This window comes from Hyunsoonleella pacifica (assembly GCF_004310335.1).
In the GTDB taxonomy this organism is placed as follows: domain Bacteria; phylum Bacteroidota; class Bacteroidia; order Flavobacteriales; family Flavobacteriaceae; genus Jejuia; species Jejuia pacifica.
This window is the reverse complement of record NZ_SIRS01000002.1, coordinates 293,051-318,862: the sequence shown is the minus strand read 5'-3', so window position 1 is coordinate 318,862 and position 25,812 is coordinate 293,051. Positions and strand designations below refer to the sequence as shown.

22 protein-coding genes are annotated in these 25,812 nt (G+C 31.7%); 7 read left to right on the top strand and 15 right to left on the bottom strand.

Annotated elements, in window-relative coordinates; all coding sequences use genetic code 11:
- Window positions 1-11 precede the first annotated feature (11 nt).
- Window positions 12-467 carry a thioredoxin-dependent thiol peroxidase gene (gene bcp, locus EYD46_RS04810; protein ID WP_130935931.1) on the bottom strand — a complete coding sequence of 152 codons (456 nt, stop codon included), beginning with the start codon at window positions 465-467 and terminating at the stop codon, window positions 12-14.
- A gap of 53 nt (window positions 468-520) precedes the next feature.
- On the opposite strand from bcp, the gene EYD46_RS04805 reads away from it, so the two are divergent.
- Window positions 521-1,180 (top strand): endonuclease III domain-containing protein, encoded by a 660-nt coding sequence (locus tag EYD46_RS04805; protein ID WP_130935930.1) that lies wholly within the window; start codon window positions 521-523, stop codon window positions 1,178-1,180.
- A gap of 36 nt (window positions 1,181-1,216) precedes the next feature.
- On the opposite strand, the gene EYD46_RS17705 is transcribed toward EYD46_RS04805, so the two are convergent.
- Entirely contained in the window at window positions 1,217-1,363 is a 147-nt protein-coding gene (locus EYD46_RS17705; RefSeq protein ID WP_165454340.1) for a hypothetical protein, read from the bottom strand.
- Window positions 1,364-1,645: 282 nt separating this feature from the next.
- Complete coding sequence (locus EYD46_RS04800) at window positions 1,646-2,230, bottom strand: RNA polymerase sigma factor (protein ID WP_130935929.1); 585 nt, start codon at window positions 2,228-2,230, stop codon at window positions 1,646-1,648.
- Between the two features lie 235 nt (window positions 2,231-2,465).
- Between EYD46_RS04800 and uvrA the strand changes: the two genes are divergently transcribed.
- Complete coding sequence (uvrA, locus tag EYD46_RS04795) at window positions 2,466-5,252, top strand: excinuclease ABC subunit UvrA (RefSeq protein ID WP_130935928.1); 2,787 nt, start codon at window positions 2,466-2,468, stop codon at window positions 5,250-5,252.
- Between the two features lie 49 nt (window positions 5,253-5,301).
- Here the strand turns inward: uvrA and EYD46_RS04790 are convergent, their stop codons facing one another.
- Window positions 5,302-5,892 (bottom strand): outer membrane beta-barrel protein, encoded by a 591-nt coding sequence (locus EYD46_RS04790; RefSeq protein ID WP_130935927.1) that lies wholly within the window; start codon window positions 5,890-5,892, stop codon window positions 5,302-5,304.
- Window positions 5,893-5,972: 80 nt separating this feature from the next.
- Window positions 5,973-7,061 (bottom strand): DUF3667 domain-containing protein, encoded by a 1,089-nt coding sequence (locus tag EYD46_RS04785; protein ID WP_130935926.1) that lies wholly within the window; start codon window positions 7,059-7,061, stop codon window positions 5,973-5,975.
- Between the two features lie 134 nt (window positions 7,062-7,195).
- Here EYD46_RS04785 and EYD46_RS04780 point away from each other — a divergent pair, with 134 nt between their 5' ends.
- On the top strand, window positions 7,196-8,431 hold the full coding sequence (locus tag EYD46_RS04780) for a hypothetical protein (RefSeq protein WP_130935925.1): 1,236 nt from the start codon (window positions 7,196-7,198) through the stop codon (window positions 8,429-8,431).
- A gap of 76 nt (window positions 8,432-8,507) precedes the next feature.
- On the opposite strand, the gene EYD46_RS04775 is transcribed toward EYD46_RS04780, so the two are convergent.
- The 4 genes from EYD46_RS04775 to EYD46_RS04760 are packed head-to-tail and all read right to left on the bottom strand — an operon-like array spanning window position 8,508 to window position 13,961.
- Window positions 8,508-9,962, bottom strand: a complete 1,455-nt coding sequence (locus EYD46_RS04775; protein ID WP_130935924.1) for an oligosaccharide flippase family protein — start codon at window positions 9,960-9,962, stop codon at window positions 8,508-8,510.
- Window positions 9,962-11,239, bottom strand: a complete 1,278-nt coding sequence (locus tag EYD46_RS04770; RefSeq protein ID WP_229731279.1) for a glycosyltransferase family 4 protein — start codon at window positions 11,237-11,239, stop codon at window positions 9,962-9,964. Before EYD46_RS04770 ends, EYD46_RS04775 begins: the two co-directional genes overlap by 1 nt.
- Window positions 11,232-13,658 carry a YfhO family protein gene (locus tag EYD46_RS04765; RefSeq protein WP_130935922.1) on the bottom strand — a complete coding sequence of 809 codons (2,427 nt, stop codon included), beginning with the start codon at window positions 13,656-13,658 and terminating at the stop codon, window positions 11,232-11,234. The genes EYD46_RS04770 and EYD46_RS04765 overlap by 8 nt, the downstream gene beginning before the upstream one ends.
- Before the next feature lie 30 nt (window positions 13,659-13,688).
- Window positions 13,689-13,961 (bottom strand): DUF4834 family protein, encoded by a 273-nt coding sequence (locus EYD46_RS04760; RefSeq protein ID WP_130935921.1) that lies wholly within the window; start codon window positions 13,959-13,961, stop codon window positions 13,689-13,691.
- 145 nt (window positions 13,962-14,106) lie between these two features.
- Here EYD46_RS04760 and EYD46_RS04755 point away from each other — a divergent pair, with 145 nt between their 5' ends.
- Window positions 14,107-15,126 (top strand): transporter, encoded by a 1,020-nt coding sequence (locus EYD46_RS04755; RefSeq protein WP_130935920.1) that lies wholly within the window; start codon window positions 14,107-14,109, stop codon window positions 15,124-15,126.
- Window positions 15,127-15,150: 24 nt separating this feature from the next.
- Window positions 15,151-16,269 (top strand): GNAT family N-acetyltransferase, encoded by a 1,119-nt coding sequence (locus EYD46_RS04750; RefSeq protein WP_130935919.1) that lies wholly within the window; start codon window positions 15,151-15,153, stop codon window positions 16,267-16,269.
- Between the two features lie 2 nt (window positions 16,270-16,271).
- Here the strand turns inward: EYD46_RS04750 and EYD46_RS04745 are convergent, their stop codons facing one another.
- The 3 genes from EYD46_RS04745 to EYD46_RS04735 all read right to left on the bottom strand — a co-directional run bounded on the left by EYD46_RS04745 (window position 16,272) and on the right by EYD46_RS04735 (window position 20,939).
- Entirely contained in the window at window positions 16,272-17,531 is a 1,260-nt protein-coding gene (locus EYD46_RS04745; protein ID WP_130935918.1) for an aminotransferase class I/II-fold pyridoxal phosphate-dependent enzyme, read from the bottom strand.
- 223 nt (window positions 17,532-17,754) lie between these two features.
- Entirely contained in the window at window positions 17,755-18,795 is a 1,041-nt protein-coding gene (locus EYD46_RS04740) for a PLP-dependent cysteine synthase family protein (RefSeq protein ID WP_130935917.1), read from the bottom strand.
- A gap of 74 nt (window positions 18,796-18,869) precedes the next feature.
- Window positions 18,870-20,939 (bottom strand): S9 family peptidase, encoded by a 2,070-nt coding sequence (locus EYD46_RS04735; protein WP_130936235.1) that lies wholly within the window; start codon window positions 20,937-20,939, stop codon window positions 18,870-18,872.
- Window positions 20,940-21,083: 144 nt separating this feature from the next.
- On the opposite strand from EYD46_RS04735, the gene EYD46_RS04730 reads away from it, so the two are divergent.
- Entirely contained in the window at window positions 21,084-21,407 is a 324-nt protein-coding gene (locus EYD46_RS04730; RefSeq protein ID WP_130935916.1) for a YbaB/EbfC family nucleoid-associated protein, read from the top strand.
- 13 nt (window positions 21,408-21,420) lie between these two features.
- On the opposite strand, the gene EYD46_RS04725 is transcribed toward EYD46_RS04730, so the two are convergent.
- Entirely contained in the window at window positions 21,421-22,437 is a 1,017-nt protein-coding gene (locus EYD46_RS04725) for a threonine aldolase family protein (RefSeq protein ID WP_130935915.1), read from the bottom strand.
- Window positions 22,438-22,723: 286 nt separating this feature from the next.
- Here EYD46_RS04725 and EYD46_RS04720 point away from each other — a divergent pair, with 286 nt between their 5' ends.
- Window positions 22,724-23,968 carry a hypothetical protein gene (locus EYD46_RS04720; protein ID WP_130935914.1) on the top strand — a complete coding sequence of 415 codons (1,245 nt, stop codon included), beginning with the start codon at window positions 22,724-22,726 and terminating at the stop codon, window positions 23,966-23,968.
- 198 nt (window positions 23,969-24,166) lie between these two features.
- Here EYD46_RS04720 and EYD46_RS04715 read toward each other — a convergent pair whose 3' ends face one another.
- Together EYD46_RS04715 and EYD46_RS04710 are read right to left on the bottom strand one after the other, a co-directional pair.
- Window positions 24,167-24,838: an HAD family hydrolase gene (locus tag EYD46_RS04715; protein WP_130935913.1), complete on the bottom strand. Its 672-nt coding sequence runs from the start codon at window positions 24,836-24,838 to the stop codon at window positions 24,167-24,169.
- On the bottom strand, window positions 24,831-25,793 hold the full coding sequence (locus EYD46_RS04710) for an ATP-grasp domain-containing protein (RefSeq protein WP_130935912.1): 963 nt from the start codon (window positions 25,791-25,793) through the stop codon (window positions 24,831-24,833). The genes EYD46_RS04715 and EYD46_RS04710 overlap by 8 nt, the downstream gene beginning before the upstream one ends.
- Window positions 25,794-25,812 lie beyond the last annotated feature (19 nt).

The window sequence follows — 25,812 nt, the reverse complement described above, 5'->3', positions numbered from 1 at the left end:
GGCTCCTTTTTTTATGCATCTAATATTTGCGCAGCATGCACCTTGGTTTTTACTTTAGTGATTACTTGATCAATCACTCCTTCTTCATTTATGATAAATGTAGTTCGATGTATGCCATCATATTCTCTACCCATAAACTTTTTTGGTCCCCAAACACCAAAAGCTTCGATTACTGATTTATCCTCATCCGCAAGTAAAGAGTATTTAAAACCATATTTATTCTTAAAATTAGACTGTCTTTTCGCGCTATCTGCACTTACACCTAAAATTTCGTAGCCTTGCGCCTGAAAGCGATCAAAATTATCATTTAAATCACAAGCCTCAGCCGTACATCCTGGCGTACTCGCTTTAGGATAAAAGAAGACTACTAATTTTTTTCCTTTATAATCACTTAACTGCACTGTATTTCCCTGCTCATCTAAAGCTGTAAAGTCAGGTGCTTTATCTCCTGTTTTTAATGTTGTCATACCAATTTTTTGTTTAATAATTTATTAACTTCGTTTTACAAAAATACAACCAAATGACTAAAGAAGAAAGTGTAGACTTTGTTATAAAAACATTAAATGCTATATACCCCCATATACCTATTCCTTTAGATCATAAAGACCCTTACACTTTATTAATTGCAGTTTTAATGTCTGCACAAAGCACAGATGTAAGAGTAAATAAAATAACACCTTTACTTTTTGAAGTTGCAGATAACCCTTATGATATGGTTAAATTATCTGTAGAAGAAATACGTGATATTATAAAACCTGTTGGATTGTCTCCTATGAAAAGCAAGGGCATTCATGGTTTATCTAGAATTTTGATTGAAAAACATGACGGAAACGTCCCTCAGAGTTTTGAAGCTTTAGAGGCTTTACCAGCTGTGGGACATAAAACAGCTAGCGTAGTGATGTCTCAAGCGTTTGGCATACCTGCATTTCCTGTAGACACACATATACATCGTTTAATGTACCGTTGGAATTTAAGTTCTGGAAAAAATGTATTACAAACTGAAAAGGATGCAAAACGCTTATTTCCAAGAGAATTATGGAACGATTTGCATTTGCAAATTATTTGGTATGGTCGTGAATATTCTCCTGCTCGTGGTTGGGATTTAGAAAAAGATATGATTACTAAAACTATTGGAAGAAAAACTGTAATTAAGGAATATTACAAGAAGAAAAAATCCTGATTCTAAACAAATCAGGATTTTTTCAACTTTTTAGTATTAATTAAGAAGCATTTCGTACTTCCCGTACTTCCCGTTTTTTACTTTTAAAGCTTTAGAATAATTTAGTAGAAACTTGACAGTTTCATCTTTTGGCTTTAAGTTTTTGGTGTTTTCTAAAGAATTTTCAGAGTAAATTTTTGCCATTTTATCATTTTAAGGGTTAATTCAAAATAATAACGCTATAAAGAATCCAATATTGTATTTGAAATAACGTTTTGCTTAAAATAACAATAACCAAAGACCAGATAGTCATTAAAAAATGATTATAACAATTAATATTTCCTGAAAAACCAAAATAGTTCCGCATCTGCATTAGGGATTGCAGCTGGCTACCGTGTAGCGCGGAAAGCGCGACCCGAGCACGAAAACTCAAAAAACGTTCTGATTAGACTTCGAGGGGAATGCCCAAATTATTATAACCAACAACTAATTGGTTAAAACAATATTATGCTTATCTATTATCTTACGTAAATTAATGAGCGCATAGCGCATTCTTCCTAACGCAGTATTAATACTTACTCCTGTTCTTTCCGATATTTCCTTAAAACTCATATCGTTATAGATACGCATCATTAACACTTCTTTTTGGTCTTGGGGCAACTCCTCTACCAATCGCCTTACATCGCTCTCTACTTGCTCTTTAATAATACTTTTCTCTGCGTTAAGGGAATTGTCACTAAGTACAGAAAAAATACTAAATTCTCCAGTATTATCAAATTTTGGCATTCTATTACTCTTTCTAAAATAGTCTATTACTAGGTTATGAGCTATGCGCATTACCCAAGGCGAAAATTTACCTTCTTCATTATACGCGCCTCGCTTTAAAGTACGTATAACCTTTATAAATGTGTCTTGAAAAATATCTTCAGCGATATCTTTATCATAGACTTTTGAATAAATAAAACTGTAAATTTTGTGCTTGTGTCTTGTGATTAAAGTTTCTAGTGCACTTTCTTGTCCTTTAATGTAGCTACTAACTAGAACAGCGTCGGTAATAAGTTCTCTTTGCATGTTATTTACTTTTAATGCACGAAGTATGCTTCGAGCTTTGGGGTTATTTATTTTTTAAAAGTAAAATTATGCTATAGACAAGTCTTTTAATAAGTTATCAACAATTCAAATATAACAACAATCATTCCTAAAAAGCAAAAATTAACATCTTTTTTTAACATTTTCCTTAACTATTCTTCATTTTTTATGCTCATTTACTTATAGTATCTTTGTAAAATTATTCCTTTAAAAGCCTATGAATACTACAATTTCTGAAGTAAACCCAAAAGAAAATATTATCATAAAAGGCGCTAAATTGCATAACCTTAAAAATATTGATGTTGTAATACCTAGAAACAAATTAGTGGTAATTACTGGGTTATCTGGCTCAGGAAAATCAAGTTTAGCATTTGACACATTATATGCTGAAGGCCAAAGACGTTATGTAGAAAGCCTATCTAGTTATGCTCGTCAATTTTTGGGACGATTAAATAAGCCTAAAGTAGATTATATAAAAGGCATTGCTCCCGCTATAGCTATTGAACAAAAAGTAAATTCTACAAATCCACGTTCTACTGTTGGCACAACTACAGAGATTTACGATTATTTAAAACTATTGTTTGCAAGGATTGGGAAGACATACTCCCCTGTTTCGGGCAATGAGGTTAAAAAAAACACTGTAACGGATGTACTCAATCATATCATGTCTTTCCCTGAACGTGAAAAACTATTACTCTTGGCGCCTTTATGCCTTGAGGAAGGGCGCAGTATAGAAGATAAATTAAAAACATTAAAACAACAGGGGTATGCCAGAATAAAAGTTGATAATGATGTTTTAAGAATAGACGAGACTATCAATCTACCTAAGAATAAAGAGAATATTTTACTAGTTGTAGATAGAATAATAGTTAAACACGAAGAAGATTTTAAAAACCGACTAGCAGATGCTATACAAACTGCCTTTTTTGAAGGTAAAGGAGAATGTATTGTTGAAACGCTAAACGATAGTGCAAAACATGAATTTAGCAATAAATTTGAACTTGATGGCATATCATTTTTAGAACCAAATGTTCATTTGTTTAGTTTTAACAACCCTTATGGCGCATGCCCAAAATGTGAAGGTTATGGAGATATTATAGGTATAGATGAAGATTTAGTAATACCCAACACAGGACTTTCTGTTTATGAAAGCGCTATTTTTCCTTGGCGTGGAGAAAGCATGAGCTGGTATAAGGATCAACTAGTGAATAATTCTCATAAATTCGATTTTCCTATACATAAGCCTTATTTTGAACTGTCGGAAGAACAAAAACAACTTATTTGGACAGGAAATGAGTACTTTGAAGGTTTAAATTCATTCTTCTCAGAATTAGAATCTAAAGCTTATAAAATACAAAACAGGGTTATGTTATCTCGCTATCGCGGAAAAACAAAATGCAAAACTTGCAATGGTAAGCGCTTACGTCCTGAAGCAAATTATGTAAAAATAAATAGCACTACTATTACTGATTTAGTAGAAATGCCTATAAAAAAACTAGTGCAATTCTTTAAAGAATTAGAGCTAAACGATTATGATACACAAATAGCCAATCGACTACTTAAGGAAATTAATAATCGACTTTCATTTCTATCTAACGTAGGGCTGGATTATTTAACCATAAACCGAAAATCCAATACTCTATCGGGAGGGGAAAGCCAACGTATTAATCTTGCCACATCTTTAGGTAGTAGTTTAGTGGGTTCAATGTATATTTTAGACGAGCCTAGTATTGGTCTACACCCAAAGGATACAGAACGGTTAATTTCTGTACTGCAATCTTTACGAGATCTGGGCAACACTGTAATTGTAGTTGAGCATGATGAAGACATTATGAAAGCTGCAGATAGTATTATAGACATTGGTCCTGAAGCTGGCACTTTTGGCGGAAACGTAGTTGCCAATGGTACTTTTAGTGAAATTTTCGAGTCTGAGTCTTTAACCGCGAAATATTTAAATGAAAGTATGAAGATAGAGGTTCCTAAAACTAGAAGAACCTCAAAGTACTATATAGATATTAAGGGTGCTAGAGAAAATAATTTAAAAAATATAGATGTGCGTTTTCCTTTAGAAATGTTAACGGTTGTAACCGGCGTTTCTGGTAGTGGTAAAAGTACATTAGTAAAAAAGATATTATTTCCTGCATTGCAAAAGAAATTGACTGACTTTAGCGATAAAGCTGGTCAGTTTTCCTCTTTAGAAGGCAATTTTGGTAACATTAAGCATATTGAGTTTGTAGACCAAAACCCTATTGGTAGATCTTCTCGCTCTAATCCAGTAACATACATTAAAGCTTATGATGATATTCGTGCCTTATACTCAAAACAAAAATTAAGCAAAATACGAAACTATCAAGCGAAACACTTTTCTTTTAATGTTGATGGTGGGCGCTGCGAAACTTGCAAAGGAGAAGGAGAAGTTACCATTGAAATGCAATTTATGGCCGATGTACATTTAGAATGCGAAACTTGTGGCGGTAAGCGTTTTAAAAAAGAGGTATTAGAAGTAACATTTGCAGATAAAACTATAGATGATGTTTTAAATTCAACTATTGATGATGCTATTTCTTTTTTTGAAGCCAATGGACAAGATAAAATTAAAAACAAACTTCAACCTTTACAAGATGTTGGGTTAGGTTATGTTACCTTAGGACAAAGCTCTTCTACGCTCTCTGGAGGTGAAGCACAACGCATCAAACTAGCAACTTTTTTAGGAAAAGGCAATACTAAAGATAAAGCTCTTTTTATTTTTGATGAACCTACTACCGGACTACATTTTCACGATATTCAAAAGCTATTAAAATCATTTAATGCTTTGATTGCTAAAGGCCATTCCATTATAGTAGTTGAACATAATATAGAATTGATAAAATGTGCTGACCATATCATAGATTTAGGACCTGAAGGTGGCGAAGAGGGTGGAAATCTAGTTGCTTCTGGCTCTCCTGAGGATGTTATAAAAGTAAAAGCTTCTGAAACAGGTAAGTATTTGAAAGAAAAAATATAAAAAGGGATATGCCAATGCAAATCCCCTTTATTATTAAATACCTTAAAAACTACAACTTATAACCTACTCCAAACAGTAAATTACTCAATTTAACTTTGCTGAAAGAGCTTTCAGACAAATCAGCTAAACCCAAATCGTATCTAGCATTAAGAAAAAATTTATCTGTTAAATCATAAGAAGCTCCTATGTTTGCACCAAAATTTACCGATTTTAATCCAGCTGGAGCATCCAACAAGTATCCTAAACTAGGTCCTGCATAGGCATTTATTTTTTCTGCCACATTGTATTTTATTAATAGAGGCACATTAATTTGATTTAAATCCTCTACTATAATAAATCTAGCTTCTGGCTGAAATTTGAAGTTCTCTGACAATTCAATATCAGCTGCCGCCACACCTATATAAAACCCAGATTTAGTTGTAGTTGTCGAATTACTTAATAAAACACTAGAACTTTCTGAAACTTTACTTGCACTATTTGATTTTTGTAAAAGCGAAGTTGTTGCAGGAGCGGCATTACCACTTTCAACACTAAATCTATCAGCTGCATTAGAATAACCAGCATCGACGTGTATCACTCTACAAGATGTAAAACTAATAGCAATTAATAAAATTGCAACGAGGGAAATTGATTTTTTCATGATTAAAATTATTGATTAGCTATGCTAAACTTAATAAATAATTATTTAAAAACCAATTAGTTATAAATTTAAAGACACTTTTAATAAAACAAAAAGGCAAATGCACTTAGCACTCCAAAAGTTAAAGGAATTACCATAGACAAGAAAATAAATGAGGCTACCCCTGCTTTAAATAAGCTTTTAAACCACCCTTGAACATAAAATCTTTTTAGCGCAATTATTAAATAAATAAAAGTTGAAAGTAATATTAAAAAATCCAACCAATTTGGGATATCTATTAAAAAATTTACGACTATCACAATACTAAATACAGTAAAAAGAAATGAAAAATAATAAAAACTAAAAACAAGATGATGAGCATACATCCCTCTTCTAGAGTATAATATCTTTAATATGAGTGCAAAAATTGGCAATAAGAAAAACATAGCAATAGGAATAGCGTCATAAAATGCTCCAAGAATACTACCACCTTTTCTCGATTTATAAAACTTTAAGGCTTGGGCATACATACGTTTTTCCCAATACCCAGGCTCATCACTCATACCCATAGCACTATAAACAACACTATCAGCAGCTTTAAGCTGTATCAAGGAGTCAACTCTTTTAGTATTAAAATCAAAAGACATCATATCATCAGCATTTATCTTTTCTGCTTTAGCTATTGAATCTATTTGAGCATCTGATATTCCAGTAATAAACTTATTATTTTCCAATGCTCCTGTAATAGCATTAGTTATTACTGAGTCTCTACTACGTTTTTGTTCAGCACGTTCTTTCTTAATTGAATCTTTAACATGCTCTTCAACAATATGTTCCACAGTATTTGTCTTTGCCAATTTCTCATTCAAGCCCTTAATATGGCTACGCTGTACAAAAGAAAATAAAAAGAAAAACACAACAGTAATAAACAAATACATTTGTGCAGGATGTAGGTACCTTAAACGCTTACCTTCTACAAATTTTTTAGCAATAAAACCTGGTTTTAATAATAACGGAAAGAAGCTTTTAAAAAAACGAGCATCAAAAGAAAAGTAATTACTTATAGTATTGTAGAATAACACTTTTACTGTTAAATCATCTTTAGCCTGTTGTCCACAATGCGGACAAAAATTAAATGCATTGTTAAATTGTTGCTCACAATTTTTACATGTTTCCAAAGATTTTACCATAAACGTTTTAATGCTTTATAAAATTAATAAAAATAACAGACACAAAAAATAACACTACACCCTTAAAATCAACAACTTAATTTTTTGGCATGCTGTTTGTAATTACATTATCGAACCCATAAAATTTAACAATTATGAAAAAGTTTATCTTATTTTTTGCAGCAATAATCCTAGGAGGATTTTCTGCTACCGCTACAACCAATTTAGAAAATAATACTGTATCAACATTTTACAGAGGTTACGGCAACTCTTTCATATTTATTGAAAACGGTATTGAATTTTCAGTATTCCCAGATGGACAGTTTGATTTTAATATTTTAAGATATCAGCCAGATTTAGCTATTTCTATTGGAAATAGGAATGCTAACATCACTTTCAACTCTGGATTTAACTATAATGCCTATGTACAGTATGATGAATTTGGTGCCATTATTCAAATTGAAAACACTCCTGTGTTTTATGATTTTTATGGTCGTGTTATTCAAGTTGGAAACGTAAATGTATTTTACAATAACTTTGGACGCGTAAACCGTATTGGAGGTCTTTATGTACACTATAATAGATTTAATAGGTTTTCACACTATACTGGATTTATTAATAGATGGAATCGCTCTTATGTTTTTAGACCATGGCATAGTTTTTATAGCGCCCCAGTATTTAACCATTGTGTTGTATACAATAGGCCATATAGACAATTTTACACGCCCGTAAGATATGTATATAAAAGACCTTTTAGAAATAATTTTAGACCTAGAACTGCGATTGCTACAAGAAGAGGAAATAAAATTGTAAGAAACAGAAACTACGCTACAGTTAACAGAAATGTAAGAAACAGAACAAAAGTAAATACTGTTGCTAATAACAGAAGATCGATTTCTAGAGCTAATACCGTTAAAAATAATAATTCTAGAAGAGTTGCTACAAATACTAATAGAACTGCTCAAAATAGAAGTATTAACAAAACAAATTCTAGAGTTGAAAATAGAGGAAATAACACTGTGAGACGTGAGAGCTCTATAAACAATAGAAATTCTCAATATAGAACGCGTGGAAATAGCAACCAACAAGTTGTTAAAAAGCGAACTAGTACTACTGTGAGGCAAGTACCTAAAAGGAATTCGTCTCAGCAAATAACAAGGCAAAGAAGTACTACGATTGCAAAAAAACCAAAAGCAAATAACACTCGTATATATAACAGACAAAACACAAATAGAAGTTCTGGACAAACAGTTACCAGATCTTCAAGAAGCTCCAAACCTGCTACTCGAGTAGCAAGGAATACAAGACAAGTAAATTCTAGAGCAACACAAAGTAGAAATACTTCTAGAAACAATAATACATCATCTAATTCTACCCGTAGAAGAAGATAAATAAATTTTGGTTGGTTAGTTGGAAAGCCCTGCGATATGTATGCCTCAAAGCAACATCGTGGGGTTTTCTTTTAAACTATTTCTTCAAAACTTTATCTACAAGTATTTTAATATCTTCTGACAAATTCAATTTGTAAACAACTAAAGAAAACACAATGGTAACTAAAATAGACTTCAATACTATATTCAAAACAGGATGAAATCCAAAATCCCAAAAATAAAACGCAATAGCCATAAAAAATAAAACCGCTGCCGATTTTAGGGTTTTTATTGTAAATGGTATTATTTTAAATGCCTTGTACACAAAATAAACTTTTGATGTATTGTAAAGACATACTGCTATAAAAGTTGCCAAAGCTGCTCCATTTAATCCATATATTGGAATTAATATAATATTCAATAAAACCATTAAAAACACTATTACAATCCCCATTACTAGCACCACCTTATAATAATCACTATTAAACAATATAGCATTATTACTCCCAAGCAAAGTATCATATAATCTTGAAACACTAATCAAAAGCACTACATATAAACCCACACGGTACTCGTCTGCTATTAAATAATACAGTTGATTAATATTTAAAACGATAAGTAAAAAAACTAAGCCTCCTATTATAAATAAGTTTAATGAACTACGCTTATATAAATCTGCCAAACTATCTATGTCTTTTTCGTTTAAATATTTTGCAGACATTGGCAATAATATTTGATGCATTGCCCTTTGAGGGACAGCAATTACTGCTGCTATAAAAACAGCTACGTTATAATAAGCTATGTTTTTAGCATGTATAAACTTACCTAACATTACTTTATCTATATCCAAAAGCTGCGTAGCTACTAAACCTGCAATTATTATAAGTAAAGAATAATTTAATATACTTTTTAAGTTATTAACTTTTTTAAATGTTATAACCGGCGGATACACATTAAAGGCATATATCATCATTGCTAACATTCTTAGAACATAAACCACCACTAAACCTGTTATAAATTGGTTTACTTGTATAAAACCAAGATATAGAGCAAACAACAACATCATTGTACCTACTCTATGGAAAACTTCTTTCATAAAGTTACCAAGAACCGTTTGGAGATGCACCTTAACCCAAGCGTAAAATACTTCAAAATAAGCTAAAGCAGAAGCCACTATCACAATGTGCCAAAAGTAATCTTTTATCTCAGGGTTTTCAGTGGATAAAAAACCAGCAATTACATCATATCCACAATAACCTATAGAAGCTAGTGGTATAATTACCACTAGTGGCAAGAATAGCATTAGCGTTAAAAAGCTATTTAACGAAGTTCTTGTTTTAAATTGCGAATAAAATTTAACTAGCGTATTATATACACCAAATGCAGCCAATGGCATCATAACATAAGCAGCAGACAATACAAAACCAACAATACCATAATAGGTATCACTCATAAAGTTGGTGTACAAAAACAGTGTATTTATAGCACCAATAGCAAAACCTATATAAGTGGAAATGATATTTTTAAGTGATTGAGATACTACGATACCCATTATAATAACTTTGATAAAGTTTGTGTGAGTGTTCTTCTATGGTAAAATTCCAATCCAATTGGATTAGTTTGCAAACTGCCACTCTTATAAAGCTTATAATAGTCTAATATAGTTTTTTTAAGTGATTTTAAATTTTGATAGTCAAAGAATACTCCTGTGTTAGTTTTTCTAACAATATGTTCTATATCTGATCCCCTGGGACCAATTGCCACTATAGGCCTATTAGAAACCATATACTCGAAAAGTTTTCCTGGAATAATACATCTAGTATCTTCAGAATCAATTTCAATTAACAATAAAATTTGAGATTTTTTCTGAAATTTAATAGATTCTGAATGAGAAACATACCCCACCTCATTAATACTATAAGTTGAAATAAATTTTTTAATACTTTTTAACACTGTTTCGCTCACAAAACCAACAAGATTTAACTGAAAATCTTCTTTAAAATCATCATACTCAGCCACCAATTCCGAAAGCGCTTTCCATAGAATTTCAGGATTCCGTTTGGATAGTAAAGACCCAATATGAGATATTGTAAATTTAGAATCCATACTAACTTCTACTGACGTTTCGTCGTCATACCCATTAGTAATGACGTCAATTGGCTGTTTAGTTATGTGTTGAAACTCTTGTTTAGTTACAAATGATGTTACCACAATCTGATCAGCCTTATTTAACACCTGTTTTTCTAAAGATTTATGTTTCTTTTGAGAAGCTTTAGTGAGCTTTAGTTGCTTATGATACCCAATAGTAGTCCATGGGTCCCTAAAATCTGCCAACCATTTTACTCCTTGTTTTTGCTTTAAATTTAAGCCAATTAAATGCATGCTATGTGGTGGCCCAGTAGTAACAATAGTCTCAATATTATGTTTAGAAACATAATCTTTCAAAAAAGAAGTAGCAGGTTTTACCCACCCCACTCTTGCATCTGGAATAAAAAAATTACCTCTTACAAAAAGCATTAGTTTTTCAACTAAAGACTGTTTTTTATTTTCACTAATAATACCTTTACTGATAACATCAGTTTTTCCTTTAGAAAAGAGTTTAGCAAATTTATAAGGTTCTGAAATAGGCAGTTTTATAACTTTGATTTTATTTGATACTTCTGCTTCAAGACTAGTATCTATTATTGGATAGTTAGCATTTTCTGGAACAAAAACTATTGGTTCTATCTCAAAATCGGGAAGGTATTTTACAAACTTAAGCCAACGTTGTACACCAGGGCCTCCAGCTGGCGGCCAATAATATGCTATTATGAGTACTTTTTTACGCACTCGTTTTTTGTTTCTTAAACTCAAAAAACACGCCAAGTAAAAGCAAAACAGCTAATAATGCAGAACTTGCTAATGAGATACCGCTTCCTGTTTTAACTACATCTGGATCAAACTTAAACTCTATTACGTGCTTACCAGCAGGAATTTCCATACCTCTTAAAATATAGTTTACTCTTGTGAAATTTTCTCCCTTACCATCAATTGTAGCTTTCCAACCATGTGGATAATAAATTTCGGAAAACACTGCAAAACCGACTTCTTCATTATTGGAGACATACTTTAAATAATTTGGCTTAACCTCTTTAAGCTGAATACTTGCTATAGAATCAACTTGAAATGTATCCTTTAAATCAGAATTATAGTTCTCAATATCAACTAAAGCGGTTGTTTTATTATTCAAGCTATCTAAAAGCTTTATCTCTTCATTTGCTGAAGAGACTCTAATTAACTTTTCAACAAACCATGCATTACCATTAGCTTCATCATTAACATAAGGAAAAATAGCACCTTTTTCATCTTGAGCAATAATATACTTGGTATTAAGCATATTCATCACATTAATATTATTTCTAGACACATACCAGTCAAAAACCTCTCTGTAACGCTTTAATTCTGCCGCATTGTAACCATTTAAGGAATTATGAAAATACGAAGGTTTTGAAGGCCCTGAAACTAAATCGAATACTCTAAAGTGTGATTTATCTTCCTGAATTTGCTTATCAACTGCATTGGCAGAAAACGGCTTATTCATTTTTATAGATGATACGAAATCATCTTCATTTACATACCGTCGATTTACACCAACTAAATCAAACAAAATTAAAGCTGCAAAACCGATAATTACCCATTGATCTTTTATTTTCCCCTTCAAATACCCTAAAATTAATCCTGCTGAAAACAAAACTAAAACCAATGTCCTTAATACATCTGCAGTAAAAATAGACTTTCTATCCTCTTTTATAACCCGACTAAAACCTTGCCCATAATTTTGAATATATTGCCCATCCCTGATACCAACAAATTCAAACAGGGAAGATCCAAATAATAGAAATATTAAAGCTAGTCCTCCAACAATCCCCGTAGTATACTTTAATGCTTTTAGCTTTTCTTCCTCTTTATTAAAATCATTAAACAATCTTACCAAACCAAAAACTCCTAATACAGGAATACACAATTCTAATATCACTTGAATGGAACTTACCGCTCTAAACTTATTATACAAAGGCACATAATCAATAAAAAAGTTAGTTAAAAAATTTAAATTCTTACCATAAGAGAGCAATAATGATAACAATACACCTCCCAATAACCACCATTTTAAACGTCCTTTCAATAAAAATAACGCAAAAACAAACAAGAATAAAATTACTGCTCCCACATAAGCTGGCGCTTCTACAATAGGTTGATCTCCCCAATACGTTGGAGCATTCTCCGCCTGCTCCATTGCTTGACCTGGAGAAGCTCCTAGTTTTCTAAAAAAATTATATGTTTCAGAATCTTTACCAACATTATCATAGGTGCCACCTCCCATAAAATTTGGTATAAACAAATTGAATGTTTCTGTGATACCGTAACTAAATTGAGTGATATAATCCTTATCTAAACCCGAAGTTACTTGTTTAGAAGAACCATCTGGATTTATCGTTAACTCACTCTTACCTCTTGTACTATGCTTTACATACTCTTGGGTTGCTAATACATTTGTAGCATTTAAACCAATTGCTAAAACCACCGCCCCTACTAAAATACCAATAGATTTAAAAAAATGCGGCAACATTTGCTTCCTAAAAGCATCTATTAAATAGGCAACCCCCAAAACCACAACCAGAAACAGCAAATAATATGTCATTTGAAAATGATTCGCCACCAACTCTAACCCCATTCCTACTGCTGTTACAAGAAAACCTATGATATATCGTTTTTGAAACACTAATAGAATACCACTTAATACCAGCGGCATATAAGCAATAGCGTGAGCTTTACTATTGTGGCCCACACCAAGTATTATTATCAAATATGTTGAAAACCCAAAAGCTAAAGCTCCTAATGCAGCTAACTTAAAATCAACCTTCAAAACTATAAGAAGAATATAAAAGCTCAACAAATAAAGAAACAAATAATCTGCTGGTCTAGGTAAAAAGCGTAATACTAAATCTAACTTTTTTATATAATTATGAGGATACCTCGCTCCTAGTTGATAGGTAGGCATCCCTGCAAATGCACTATTGGTCCAATAGGTTTCCTCTCCTGTTTTAGCTTTGAAGTCCTTTTGTTGCTTAGACATACCAATGTATTGAACAATATCGCTTTGATATATCTGTTTCCCTTGTAGAACAGGATTAAAATACAACAACGAAACAACTACAAAACCTAATAAAATGAGTAAATGCGAAAGTGATTTCTTTAGTAAAAATTGCATGGGAAAAAGTTAAAACACTAAAAGCGGAAATTAGTCAATTTCTTCGTAATCCACATAATCTCCTACATTTTTATTTGATGCTTTACGATTTGGTATCTTATCAATAGTAACCTCCCCTTCTTTTTTGGGGGCTTCATGGCGTTGTTGATTGAACTGACCACCAAATTTCTCCTCAGCTTTTTTGGAAACATATCTCAACAAAAAAGGAGTTAATAATCGAGACAATACTTTTACTCCGTAATAAACGAGTAAAATGATACCAATAATTTTAATTAATCCAATAATGGATGCTTCTTGTAGCATAAATATGAATTTGTACAAAAATACAATTATAGCCACTTAAAAAACGTTGAAAAAACATAAAAAAAAGATAAAATATCTATATTTGAAATTAATGAAACCCAACCAAACCTAACATACATAAAAAGTATTACCCTAAATCATCTCTATGAAACCTTTAAAACATATACTTATTTCTTCTGTTTTTATCTTCAGCAACATAATTTTTGCGCAATATACAGAGGTTATAAACTCAAATAGACCTGGTATGTCCAGAAGTGCTTTCTCTGTGGGAACAAACGTATTACAGTTTGAAGTTGGCCCTTATTACTTAAAAGAGGAGCGCACACCTTTACCAAAATATGAAGTCTCTGGTTTGGGTGTTGATTTCTCAGCTAGATATGGCTTATTTTTAGAAGAGTTAGAAATAAACATTGAAGGCAATTATCAAAATGACACATTTACTAACTTTTCAACCTTTACCACTGAAAACAAACGTTCTAACTTTAGATATCTAACTGTTGGGGCCAAATATCTTGTTTTTGACCCTTATAAAAATGCGGAAAGTCAAAAACCAAATCTTTATAGCTGGAAAGCTAACCATAGTTTTAAATGGAAATCTTTAATACCTGCTGTAGCAGTTTATGTTGGTGCCAATTACGATACTAAAAACAACCCTTATACTGCATCCGGTATAGAAGGCTTTAGCCCAAAAATAATGATAGCTACACAGAATAATTTTAATGGAGGCTGGGTGTTCGTGATGAATTTAATTAAAGATAGAATTGGCACAGATCAGTCTGACTTCACATACATATTAACCCTTACGCATTCATTTAGCCCAAAATGGGTAGTATTTGGAGAAACACAAGGTATTAAAAGTGATTTCTATGCCGATAATTTGTTACGCTTTGGTGGTGCTTATTTATGGGATAAAAATTTTCAATTAGACACAGCAGTAACATTTAACACTAAAGATACACCTTCTGTTTTAAACCTAACATTTGGGGCCTCATATAGATTTGACTTTCATAAAGATAAAGATATTGATAACGGCAATTCTGCTGAAGAAGAATTAGAAAGAAAACATAGAAGCAAAGGCTCTAAGAAAAAGAAAAAACGCAAAAAAGACATAAATACAGAAGAAAAGAAAGTTAAAAAGAGAAAACGAAAAGATGAAGATTTTTAACAACCTAACTGTTTGTTATAGTATATGATTACAATTAAAGAAGTAACATCTAAAAGAGACTTAAAAGCTTTTGTAAAATTTCCATTTAAGCTTTATAAAGATTCTAAATTTTGGACACCTCCTATTATAAGTCAAGAATTAAAAACCTTTGACACAAAAGAAAACCCTGTTTTTAATGATGCTGATGCGCGTTTATTTTTAGCATATAAAGACAATACTATTGTAGGTCGTGTAGCTGCTATTATAAATTGGCTGGAAGTGAAAAGCCAAGACCAAAAAAAAATGCGTTTTGGTTGGTTTGATTTTATTGATGATATAGGAGTTTCAAAAGCGTTACTAGATAAAGTTGAAGCCATTGGTAAAGAAAACAATTTAGAGTATACAGAAGGCCCTGTAGGTTTTTCAAATTTAGATAAGGTTGGAGTTGTTGATGAAGGTTTTGATGCTATGGTTCCTATGGTAACATGGTATAATCATCCCTATTATACTAAACACTATGAAGCCGCAGGATATGCGATTGAAAAAGGCTATATTGAAAGCAGATTTCCGTTTTCAAATGTGAATCCGGAAACTTTTATGAAAGCGCAAGAGCTTATTAAACGAAGATATCAGCTAAAAGCACTTAAATTCACAAAAACCGAAGAGGTAATGCCTTATGCTGATAAAATGTTTGATCTCTTTAATGAAAGCTATGCCGAGTTATCAAGTTTTGTTGCCATTACAGATATTCAAAAAGCATACTTTAAAAAGAAATTCATCAGTTTCATCAATCCAGAATATATAAAGTTTGTTGTAGATAAAGATGACAAGCTAATAGGTTTTGCTATTGTAATGCCTGCTTATGCTAATGCACTAAAAAAAGCTAATGGTAAACTATTCCCTTTTGGTTTTACACATATTTTAAAAGCTAAAAAACATAGTAAAGACGTTATTTTCTATTTAATAGGTATTCATCCAGACTATCAAAATAAAGGTATTCACGCTGTTATTTTTAACGAATACTACCATACGTTTACTGAAAAAGGTATTGAAACTTGCTACAGAACCCCAGAATTGGAGGACAACATTGCCATCCAAAAAATATGGAAGCATTTTGCTCCTAAAGTATATAGAAAACGAAAAACTTATAGAAAAGGTTTATAAAGTTATTCTCCCATTGCTGACATTACTGCAGCAGACAAGCGTTTATAAGTTCCGTTTTGTAATCTATCTCTAATAGCATCAAAAGCATCTAAAGTCTCTCTTACATCTTCTAAAGTATGCGTTGCAGTAGGAATCATTCTTAATAAAATTAAACCTTTAGGTATCACAGGGTAAACCACTATAGAGCAGAAAATTCCATAATTTTCTCGTAAATCCTTTACTAAAGCCATTGCCTCTGGAATACTTCCTTTAAGATATACAGGAGTTACACAACTTTGCGTAGTTCCAATATCAAAACCTCTATCCTTTAAACCAGATTGCAGCGCATTAACAACATTCCATAAGTTTTGTTTTAACTCAGGCATTGTTCTTAACATATCTAGTCGCTTTAAAGCACCTTTTACCAATTGCATTTGCAACGATTTTGCAAACATTTGGGAACGTAAGTTGTACTTCAAATAGTCTATAATTTCTTGATCTCCAGCTATAAAAGCTCCTGTACTAGCCATAGATTTTGCAAATGTGGCAAAATACACATCTATATCATCCTGAACGCCTTGTTCCTCTCCTGCTCCTGCGCCTGTTGCCCCAAGAGTTCCAAAACCATGCGCATCATCAACAAAAAGTCTAAATTTAAACTTCTTTTTTAACTCTACTATTTCTTTTAATCTTCCTTGTTCTCCACGCATACCAAAAACACCTTCAGAAATCACCAGAATACCTCCTCCAGTTTGTTCTGCCATTTTGGTTGCTCTCTCCAAGTTTTTCTCTAAACTATCTACATCATTATGCTTGTATGTAAAACGCTTACCCATATGTAAACGCACACCATCTATAATACATGCATGAGCATCAACATCATAAACAATAATATCATCTTTAGCAACAAGAGCATCAATAGTAGACACCATACCTTGATATCCAAAATTCAACAAATAAGCAGCTTCTTTTTTAACAAAAGCAGCTAATTCATTTTGAAGTTGTTCATGAAGATTAGTATGACCAGACATCATTCTAGCTCCCATAGGATAAGCTGAGCCATATTCTGCTGCAGCTTCAGCATCTACTTTTCTTACCTCTGGATGGTTGGCCAAACCTAAATAATCATTTATACTCCATGTAATCACTTCTTTACCTTGAAACTTCATTCTGTTTGAAATCTCCCCTTCAAGTTTCGGAAACACAAAATAGCCTTCTGCATGAGCCGCCCATTTCCCTAGAGGCCCTTTATCCTTGTAAATCTTATCAAATAAATCTTTCATCTACTATTAAATATATCTCTAAATTAAACATAAATTCTTTAGAACTTTTTACAGCTCTTTATGTTTAGGTATGAAGTTTTAAGTTCTTAGTTAGTTACTGCAAAATTAAATATTTATCTGGTTTAAGCACAATTTTTAAGCTCCAATTATCGACAAAATAAAAAAAGAAATGGTTTTTTGCGATAAACAAAAAACCATTTGTATAAAAGTATTTATTTACTTACTATTTTATGTACTGAATTTTTTGTGAAGCTTCTTCATGAATACTATCAAAAAACCCTTGATCATTCATCCATTTATCAGAGTATACTTTACTCATGTATCTAGAACCATGATCTGGAAAAATAACAATAACTAGATCTCCCTTCTTAAACCTATTCTCTGCGCCTAGCTGCTTAATAGCTTGAATTGCTGCCCCTGATGTATAACCTACAAACATACCTTCGGTTCTAGCGATTTCTCTAGCGGTATGCGCACTATCTTCGTCTGTTACCTTAACAAACTCATCAATGGCATCAAAATCTGTAGCAGCTGGTATTAGATTTTTCCCCAAACCTTCAATGCGGTAAGGGTAAATTTCTTTTTCATCAAACTCACGAGTCTCATGATATTTTTTGATTACAGAACCAAAAGCATCTACACCTATGATTTGTATGTTTGGATTTTGCTCTTTTAAATATTTAGCTGTACCAGAGATTGTTCCTCCCGTACCACTACATGCTACTAAATGCGTAATTTTACCTTCTGTTTGATTCCAGATTTCAGGACCAGTAGAAGCGTAATGCGCATCGATATTTAATTGGTTAAAATACTGATTGATATAAACCGATCCTTTCATTTCATCATGAAGGCGTTTTGCTACTTGATAATATGAACGAGGATCATCTGCACTTACATGCGCAGGACAAACATAAACTTTTGCCCCCATGGTTTTAAGCATATCAATTTTATCCGCTGAAGATTTAGAGCTAACTGCTAGTATACATTCATATCCTTTTATAATACTTACCATAGCTAAACTAAAGCCCGTATTACCAGATGTTGTTTCAATTATAGTATCTCCAGGTTTTAATATGCCCTGCTTTTCAGCTTGATCTATTATGTAAAGTGCTATTCTATCTTTGGAAGATTGCCCAGGATTAAAAGATTCTACTTTTGCGTAAAACTTACCCTTTAGTTTTGAAGTGATGCGATTAAGTTTAACAAGCGGTGTATTGCCTACTAAATCTAATACATTGTCAAAAACTTTATTTTGTTGTTTCATAAATGTAATTTATCAACAATTTGAAATTATCCAAAATGATGACTTAAACTTGGCAAAAATAAGGATTTTTTTTTTTAGTGCCTAATCCCTTCTAAATCTAATAAAAAAGCATATTCTAAGGCTACTTCTTTTAAGCTTTCAAATCTTCCTGAAGCTCCTCCATGTCCTGAATCCATATCAATATGTAACAGCAATGTATTGTTATTAGTTTTTAAATCTCTCAATTTAGCAACCCACTTTGCAGGCTCCCAATATTGTACTTGAGAATCGTGTAGACCTGTTGTTACTAACAAATTAGGATATTTTTGTTTTGCAACATTATCATACGGAGAATAAGATTTCATGTAATTATAAAACTCTACTTTGTTAGGATTACCCCATTCATCATATTCTCCAGTGGTTAACGGAATACTATCATCAAGCATTGTTGTTACTACATCAACAAACGGAACTGCTGCCAAAACACCATTGTATAATTCAGGATTTGTATTGATAATTACCCCCATTAACAAACCTCCAGCAGAACCTCCATAAGCATATAAGTGTTTTGCTGAAGTATAACCTTCTGAAATTAAATGTTTTGAACAATCAACAAAGTCTGTAAAAGTATTTTTTTTCGTGAGTAATTTACCGTTTTCATACCAATCTCTTCCTAAATATTCTCCGCCTCTAATATGACTAATAGCATAAACAAAACCACGATCTAATAAACTTAATCTTATACTAGAAAACGATGGATCTATAGTAGAACCATAAGAACCATATGCGTATTGCAAAACCGGATTAGAACCATCCAGCTCAATACCCTTTTTATAAACAATAGACATTGGAATTTTTACGCCATCTCTAGCTGTAGCCCAAATTCGCTTAGACTCATAATTTTCTTTGTTAAACTTCCCTCCCAAAACCTCTTGTTCTTTTTTTACCTGTTTTGATTTTGTTTTGAAATTATAATCGATAACAGAACTAGGTGTTGTTAAAGAATTATAGCCATAGCGTAAAGTTTCACTAGCAAAATCTGGATTATTACCTATATAAGCGTTATAAGTTTTATTATCAAAAGGCAGATAATAATCTTCATTACCTTGCCAGTTTATAATTCTAATTTGATTCAATCCATTTTCGCGTTCATTTACCACCAAATAATTTTCAAAAATCTCAATATCTTCAAGTAAAACACCTTCTCTATGAGGAATAATGTCAGCCCAATTTTCTTTAGCTGTATTTGTTTCAGGAGTTTTACATAGTTTAAAATTTGTTGATTCATCGGCATTTGTAACTACATAAAAGCTATCCTCAAAATGAGCTATAGAATATTCTAAATCTTTAGATCGCTTTTGAAATACCTTAAAATTTTCATCTGGTGTATCTGCATTAAGAATGCGGTATTCAGTTGACAAAGTACTTGAAGAACCTATCACTAAATATTTCTTAGATTTTGTTTTATATATATAAGTATTGAATGTCTCATCGGTTTCATGATATACCTCAGTGTCTTCACTGGTTTTAGTACCTAATACATGTTTATATATTTTGTGAGACCTAAGCGTTTCTTCGTCTTTTTTTGTGTAAAACAACGTTTTATTATCATTTGCCCAAGTAATACTTCCCGTGGTATTTTTTATTTCATCTTGATAAACTTCTCCTGTTTTAAGATTCTTTATTTTTATAGTGTATTGTCTTCTACTGACAATATCTGTTGAAAAAGCTGCCATAGTATTATCTGAACTGATAGAAATCCCTCCTAACCTAAAATACGTATGGTTTTTTGCCATTTTATTGCAATCAAACATTATTTCTTCTTTGTCATCTAAAGTTTCCTTTTTACGAGTATAAATAGGATAGTCTTTTCCTGTTTCAAATCTTGTAATGTATAAATAACCATTCAACTTATACGGTACTGATGTATCATTTTCTTTAATTCGGCTTTTCATTTCTTCAAATAAAGCTTCTTGAAAACGCTCTGTATGCTTCATCATTGCTTTAGTGTAAGCATTTTCGGCATGCAAATAATCTAAAACCTCGTTGTTTTCTCTTTCATTCAACCAGTAATAATTATCTATTCTGGTATCGTTATGTATAGTAAGTTTATGTGGTTTTTTGTCTGCAACTGGAGGAGCTACGCTATCTAATGTGTTTTTCATCTGTCTATCATCTTTACAAGAGGAGGCAAAAATAAGGCATAGTATAATAATCTTAAGATGTTTTTCCACTTTAACAATTTTTAAATCAAAAATACCATGTATTTTAATAGTTTTGTACTCTACAAATTTATTTAACACAAGATTATGTTTGGAGATATGATGAACATGATGGGAAAACTTAAAGAAACCCAGAAAAAAGTTGAAGAAACAAAAAAGCGTTTAGATACAGTTTTAGTAGATGAACAAAGTAATGATGGCTTGTTAAAGATTACTCTAACTGCTAACAGAACTATAAAATCTGTAGAAGTTGATGATTCGTTATTAGAAGACAAAGAGCAACTTGAAGATTATTTAATTATTACCTTAAATAAAGCTATAGAAAAGGCCACCAACATTAACGAGACTGAGCTTTCTGCTGTAGCTAAAGAAGGTATGCCTAATATCCCAGGAATGGATATGTTCAAATAAAAATTGCTTAAACTTAAATTGTTTTAATGAAGTTTAATAGCTTTTTATGCATAGTATCGGTATAGTCTAAATGTGTTACCATACGCAATTTACCTCCTCCCATTCCTATAATTAAAATGTTATTTGCTCTTAACTTCTCTATAAATTGTTGCTCATTAACATCTGGATTTAATTCAAAAATAATAATGTTAGTTTCTACAGGTTGCACATGTTTTACTATCGAAAGTTTATTTAATACGCTCTCTATCTCTTTTGCTTTTCTATGATCTTCGGATAACCTGTCAATGTTATGATCTAGAGTATATATTGCTGCTGCTGCTAAATAACCTGCTTGTCTCATATTTCCTCCAAATATTTTCCTTATCCTTATTGCTTCATCCATAATTTTATGATTGCCAACTAAAACAGAGCCTACAGGACAACCAAGTCCTTTACTAAAACAAACAGAAATAGTATCAAATACTTTCCCATACTGCTCTGTAGTTTCATTTTTAGCCACTAGAGCATTCCATAATCTAGCACCATCTAAATGAAAACTTAAATTATTTTTATTACAAACTTTTCTAAGCTTTAAGATTTCATCGAAATCCCAACAGGCGCCACCTCCTTTATTTGTTGTATTTTCAACTTCAACTAAACTTGTTTTGCTGTAATAGTATGCATCTGGATTTATTGCTTTTTCAACCTGATTTGCTGTAAACATACCGCGTTGTCCATCAATTAAATTACAAGACACACCACTATTAAATGAAACCCCTCCAGATTCATAATTATAGATATGTGCATATTTATCACAAATTACTTGATCTCCCGGTTGTGTTTGCAGCTTTATTGCTGTTTGATTTGCCATCGTTCCACTAGGAAAAAATAAAGCTGCTTCTTTTCCAAACATTTCCGCAACCATCTTTTCTAATTTGTTTAATGTGGTATCTTCTCTAAAAACATCATCACCTACTTCTGCATTCATCATAGTCTTTAACATTTCTTTTGAAGGCTTTGTAACAGTATCACTTCTTAAATCTATAATCATAATCAAAAATTAAATCATTAAAAATAACTAAATGAATACATACCTGAAAACTAAAAAAGACAACTAAAAGTGTAAACCATTTTCTTATCAAACACAAAAAGCTTATTGATAACAAATTACGATTTATCTAAAAAAAAAGCTTTTAATCTATTGAACCCCATAATATTGGGTTTTATCTATTAATCGAAAAAATATTGCATTTAACAAAAATTTAATAAGTCAGGTTACTCTTTTCATAAATTTACCCCCAGTTAACTATTAATCTGATAAACACAAATTTTAAATTATGAAAAAAAATCTACTAATGCTACTTGGTGTAGCCGTAATCTTCTTCTCGTGTCAAAATGACTCTGAGCAATCAACTATAGAAGAAGAACAAGTTCTAACAGAAGCTGAGTTATTAGCTCAAGAAGCTGAGATCTTAGTCTCAGATGGAGAAGAAGACCCTACTTTCGAAATGAATGATGAAAGTGAAGTTTTAGCAAAAAGAGAAAATTCAAGTCAAGGATTATTAACTTTTGGTTCAGCAAGTAGATCAACTTCTAGTGATGCAAAAGAAATTGAACAAGAATACAAAGTTTCAAATATCGATAGATGTGATGGTATCCAAGCTACTGCTAATTTTTGGTGGCCAAGTCATCCGACAGACTGGAACAATGGTTTATTTAAATCTGAAGATGACTACCAACTAAAGTTTGTAACCTATACTGACGGTACTGCTAACATCAGCGGACAAACTAAATTAGGTTCATGTGTTTTAGACATCAATGTTTGGCTTAAAGATAAGAAAGATTGGGAAGCTTTTAGTGCACCAGAAAATGGCGGTTCTTTTAAAGATGAAGAAAATGACTGCACAAATGTAGATCATACAATTTTAGATTATTATGTGATTGATTCTTCAAGTAGCACTATTACTGCAACTGGTGGAGATTGCTGGGAAGAAGGTACTTTTGGTGTAGAACAAAGACCAGATCCTAGTGATGACAACACTCCTCATTTAGGTGTATTAGTTGGTAAAGGCGGAAGTTTATTTGACAGTAACAGTACAGAAACTTATGGCTTAAGTACTTGGGGTTGGTTAACAGATGATGACACAGGAGCTCGTAAATATATTATGGATTTCAACTTTAATATTGAGCCAATAGAGCAATGTGATGATTGCAAGGGAGATGTAGATGAATTAACTTTGAAATACGAATGGTTAAGAAAGAAGAGAGTTAGAGTATATCAAAAATATGAAAACACATGTTATGGTAAGAAAATATTTGACGGGTATTTAGAACCAGGCGAGGAGTTTTCTATAGAGGGTATTAACCATGACGGTTCTTTTGGAAAATATATCTACATATACATTGGGCATTGCTATTATACTAAAATTAAAACCAATTGTTATTTAAACATTGGACCAGGGTATGAAAGAGGTGTATTTACTGTCGTAAATGGTACAAGTACACATGGAGGCGAACTTTGTGATTATGTTAAGCCAAAACCTAAAAACTACTGTCGTTGGTGGTGGTATACTTATCATTAAATAGAACTGTAAAATTTATATCAAAAAAGAGAAGCTTCATTGCTTCTCTTTTTTTGTTGATATATGGATGAGATGTTCTTTTATTTCAATCAAAGATTTGCAAAACAACATTAATTACCTCATAACTCTTTTAACTTCTTTTCTCAAAACAGTTGTTTGACAGGCATCAAATTATTATTATAACTAGACTCTAGATTTTTAGTCAAAAATTATATTTCTAATTTCACATAAATTCTCAACATCATAATGAGCAAAATAAGACTGATCTATATTTCCATCTTTACTTTTGTGAATATTTACTCCATTATCCATTAACCTTACTGTATTCCACCTAAGTCTATTTGGGGAGATAAAATCTTTTTTTACATTATCCCCAATGTACCAAAATTCATCACAACTAAATTTATTCATAAAATAGAGATAGTTTTTAATATCTGGTTTACTACTACCAAATTCTTCTGAAATTATGATTTCGGAAAAGAAACGATTTAATTTAAGAACCTTAATTTTATTTCTCTGTTGCATACTTCTGCCATCTGTAAGTAAACCCAAATATACCCCACGACTTTTCAAAAACTCCAATAGATCTAAAACCCCTTCTGAAAGTCTTATCTCTGGCAAATGGTTTCTATATAATAAAATTAAATCTTTAACACTAAAAGATGAGCCATAGGTTTTTAAGATTGAATTGAATACATCTTTATCATTATAATAGAGAGACAACATATTTTTATATACAAGATCACTATGAATCCCAACTTCTTCACTTAATTTAACAGAAATACTTTTAAATGCAGATTTTAAATAATCTATCTCTTTATATAGGGTATCATCTAAATCAAAAACAACAGCTTTCTTACTATCACTCATTAGAAATTATTATTTCATCATCGTATCTAAGCATCAACAAATTATCTTTCCAATCCTCGAAATACTGTATTTCCTTTCCAAATAAATATTCCTCAATAATCCATTTAGGGTAATTTCCACCAGCGTTATACGCCAATGGATATCCTCCACCAAATCTTGGATTAATCTCTATTCCTACGACTGAATTATTGTCTTTATTAAAAAAAACCTGTATGGTTATACAGCCTCGAGCACCTTCAATTTTAGAAAATTTTTCTTCTAAATAAGACTTTACGAAATTTTTCCTTGTCATAGCTTTTGCTACCTCTCCACCCCTTACCTCTATCCTTTTTCTGGGAACAATACATTTTAACTTACCTTGATTGTTGTAATACATATCACAGGTATATTCATCGTAAAGATTGGGGTCTAAGTATTCAAAAAAATGCAAACTATTTTCTTCAAAATAAAATTTGGATAGTTGATTTTCATTAAAGACCACAAAATTATCCTTACTGCCACTTCCTGATATTGGCTTTATATAAATAGGGAGCTTATAATTTTTTTTATCATAAACCTTAGCTACTCTTATACCATAAGAACTAAAAAAATCTTGAGTAATTATTTTATTCTCTGCGATATCAATAATTTTTTTATCACATAATAGTATATATATTCCCTTTTCTTGAAAAAAACTTCTATTGTCACTTAGAACAGATAACTCTGTATCTATTGTAGGGATAATTAACTTAATATTATTATTTATACAAATCGTTAATAATAATTTTATATAATCTGGGTCGTCTACCTTACAAATTTTAAAGGCCTTATCTGCAATATGGGCAGCTGCAGAAAGTTCTGGGGCTATATCTGAAACATAAATTTTCCCTTTAGGGTCTATCATATTATATTCTTTCTTAAAAGCCTTTACAAGTGAAACTCTTCTTCCTCCAGACGAGATTAAAATATTAGCCATTAATGGTTCTTTTTTATTA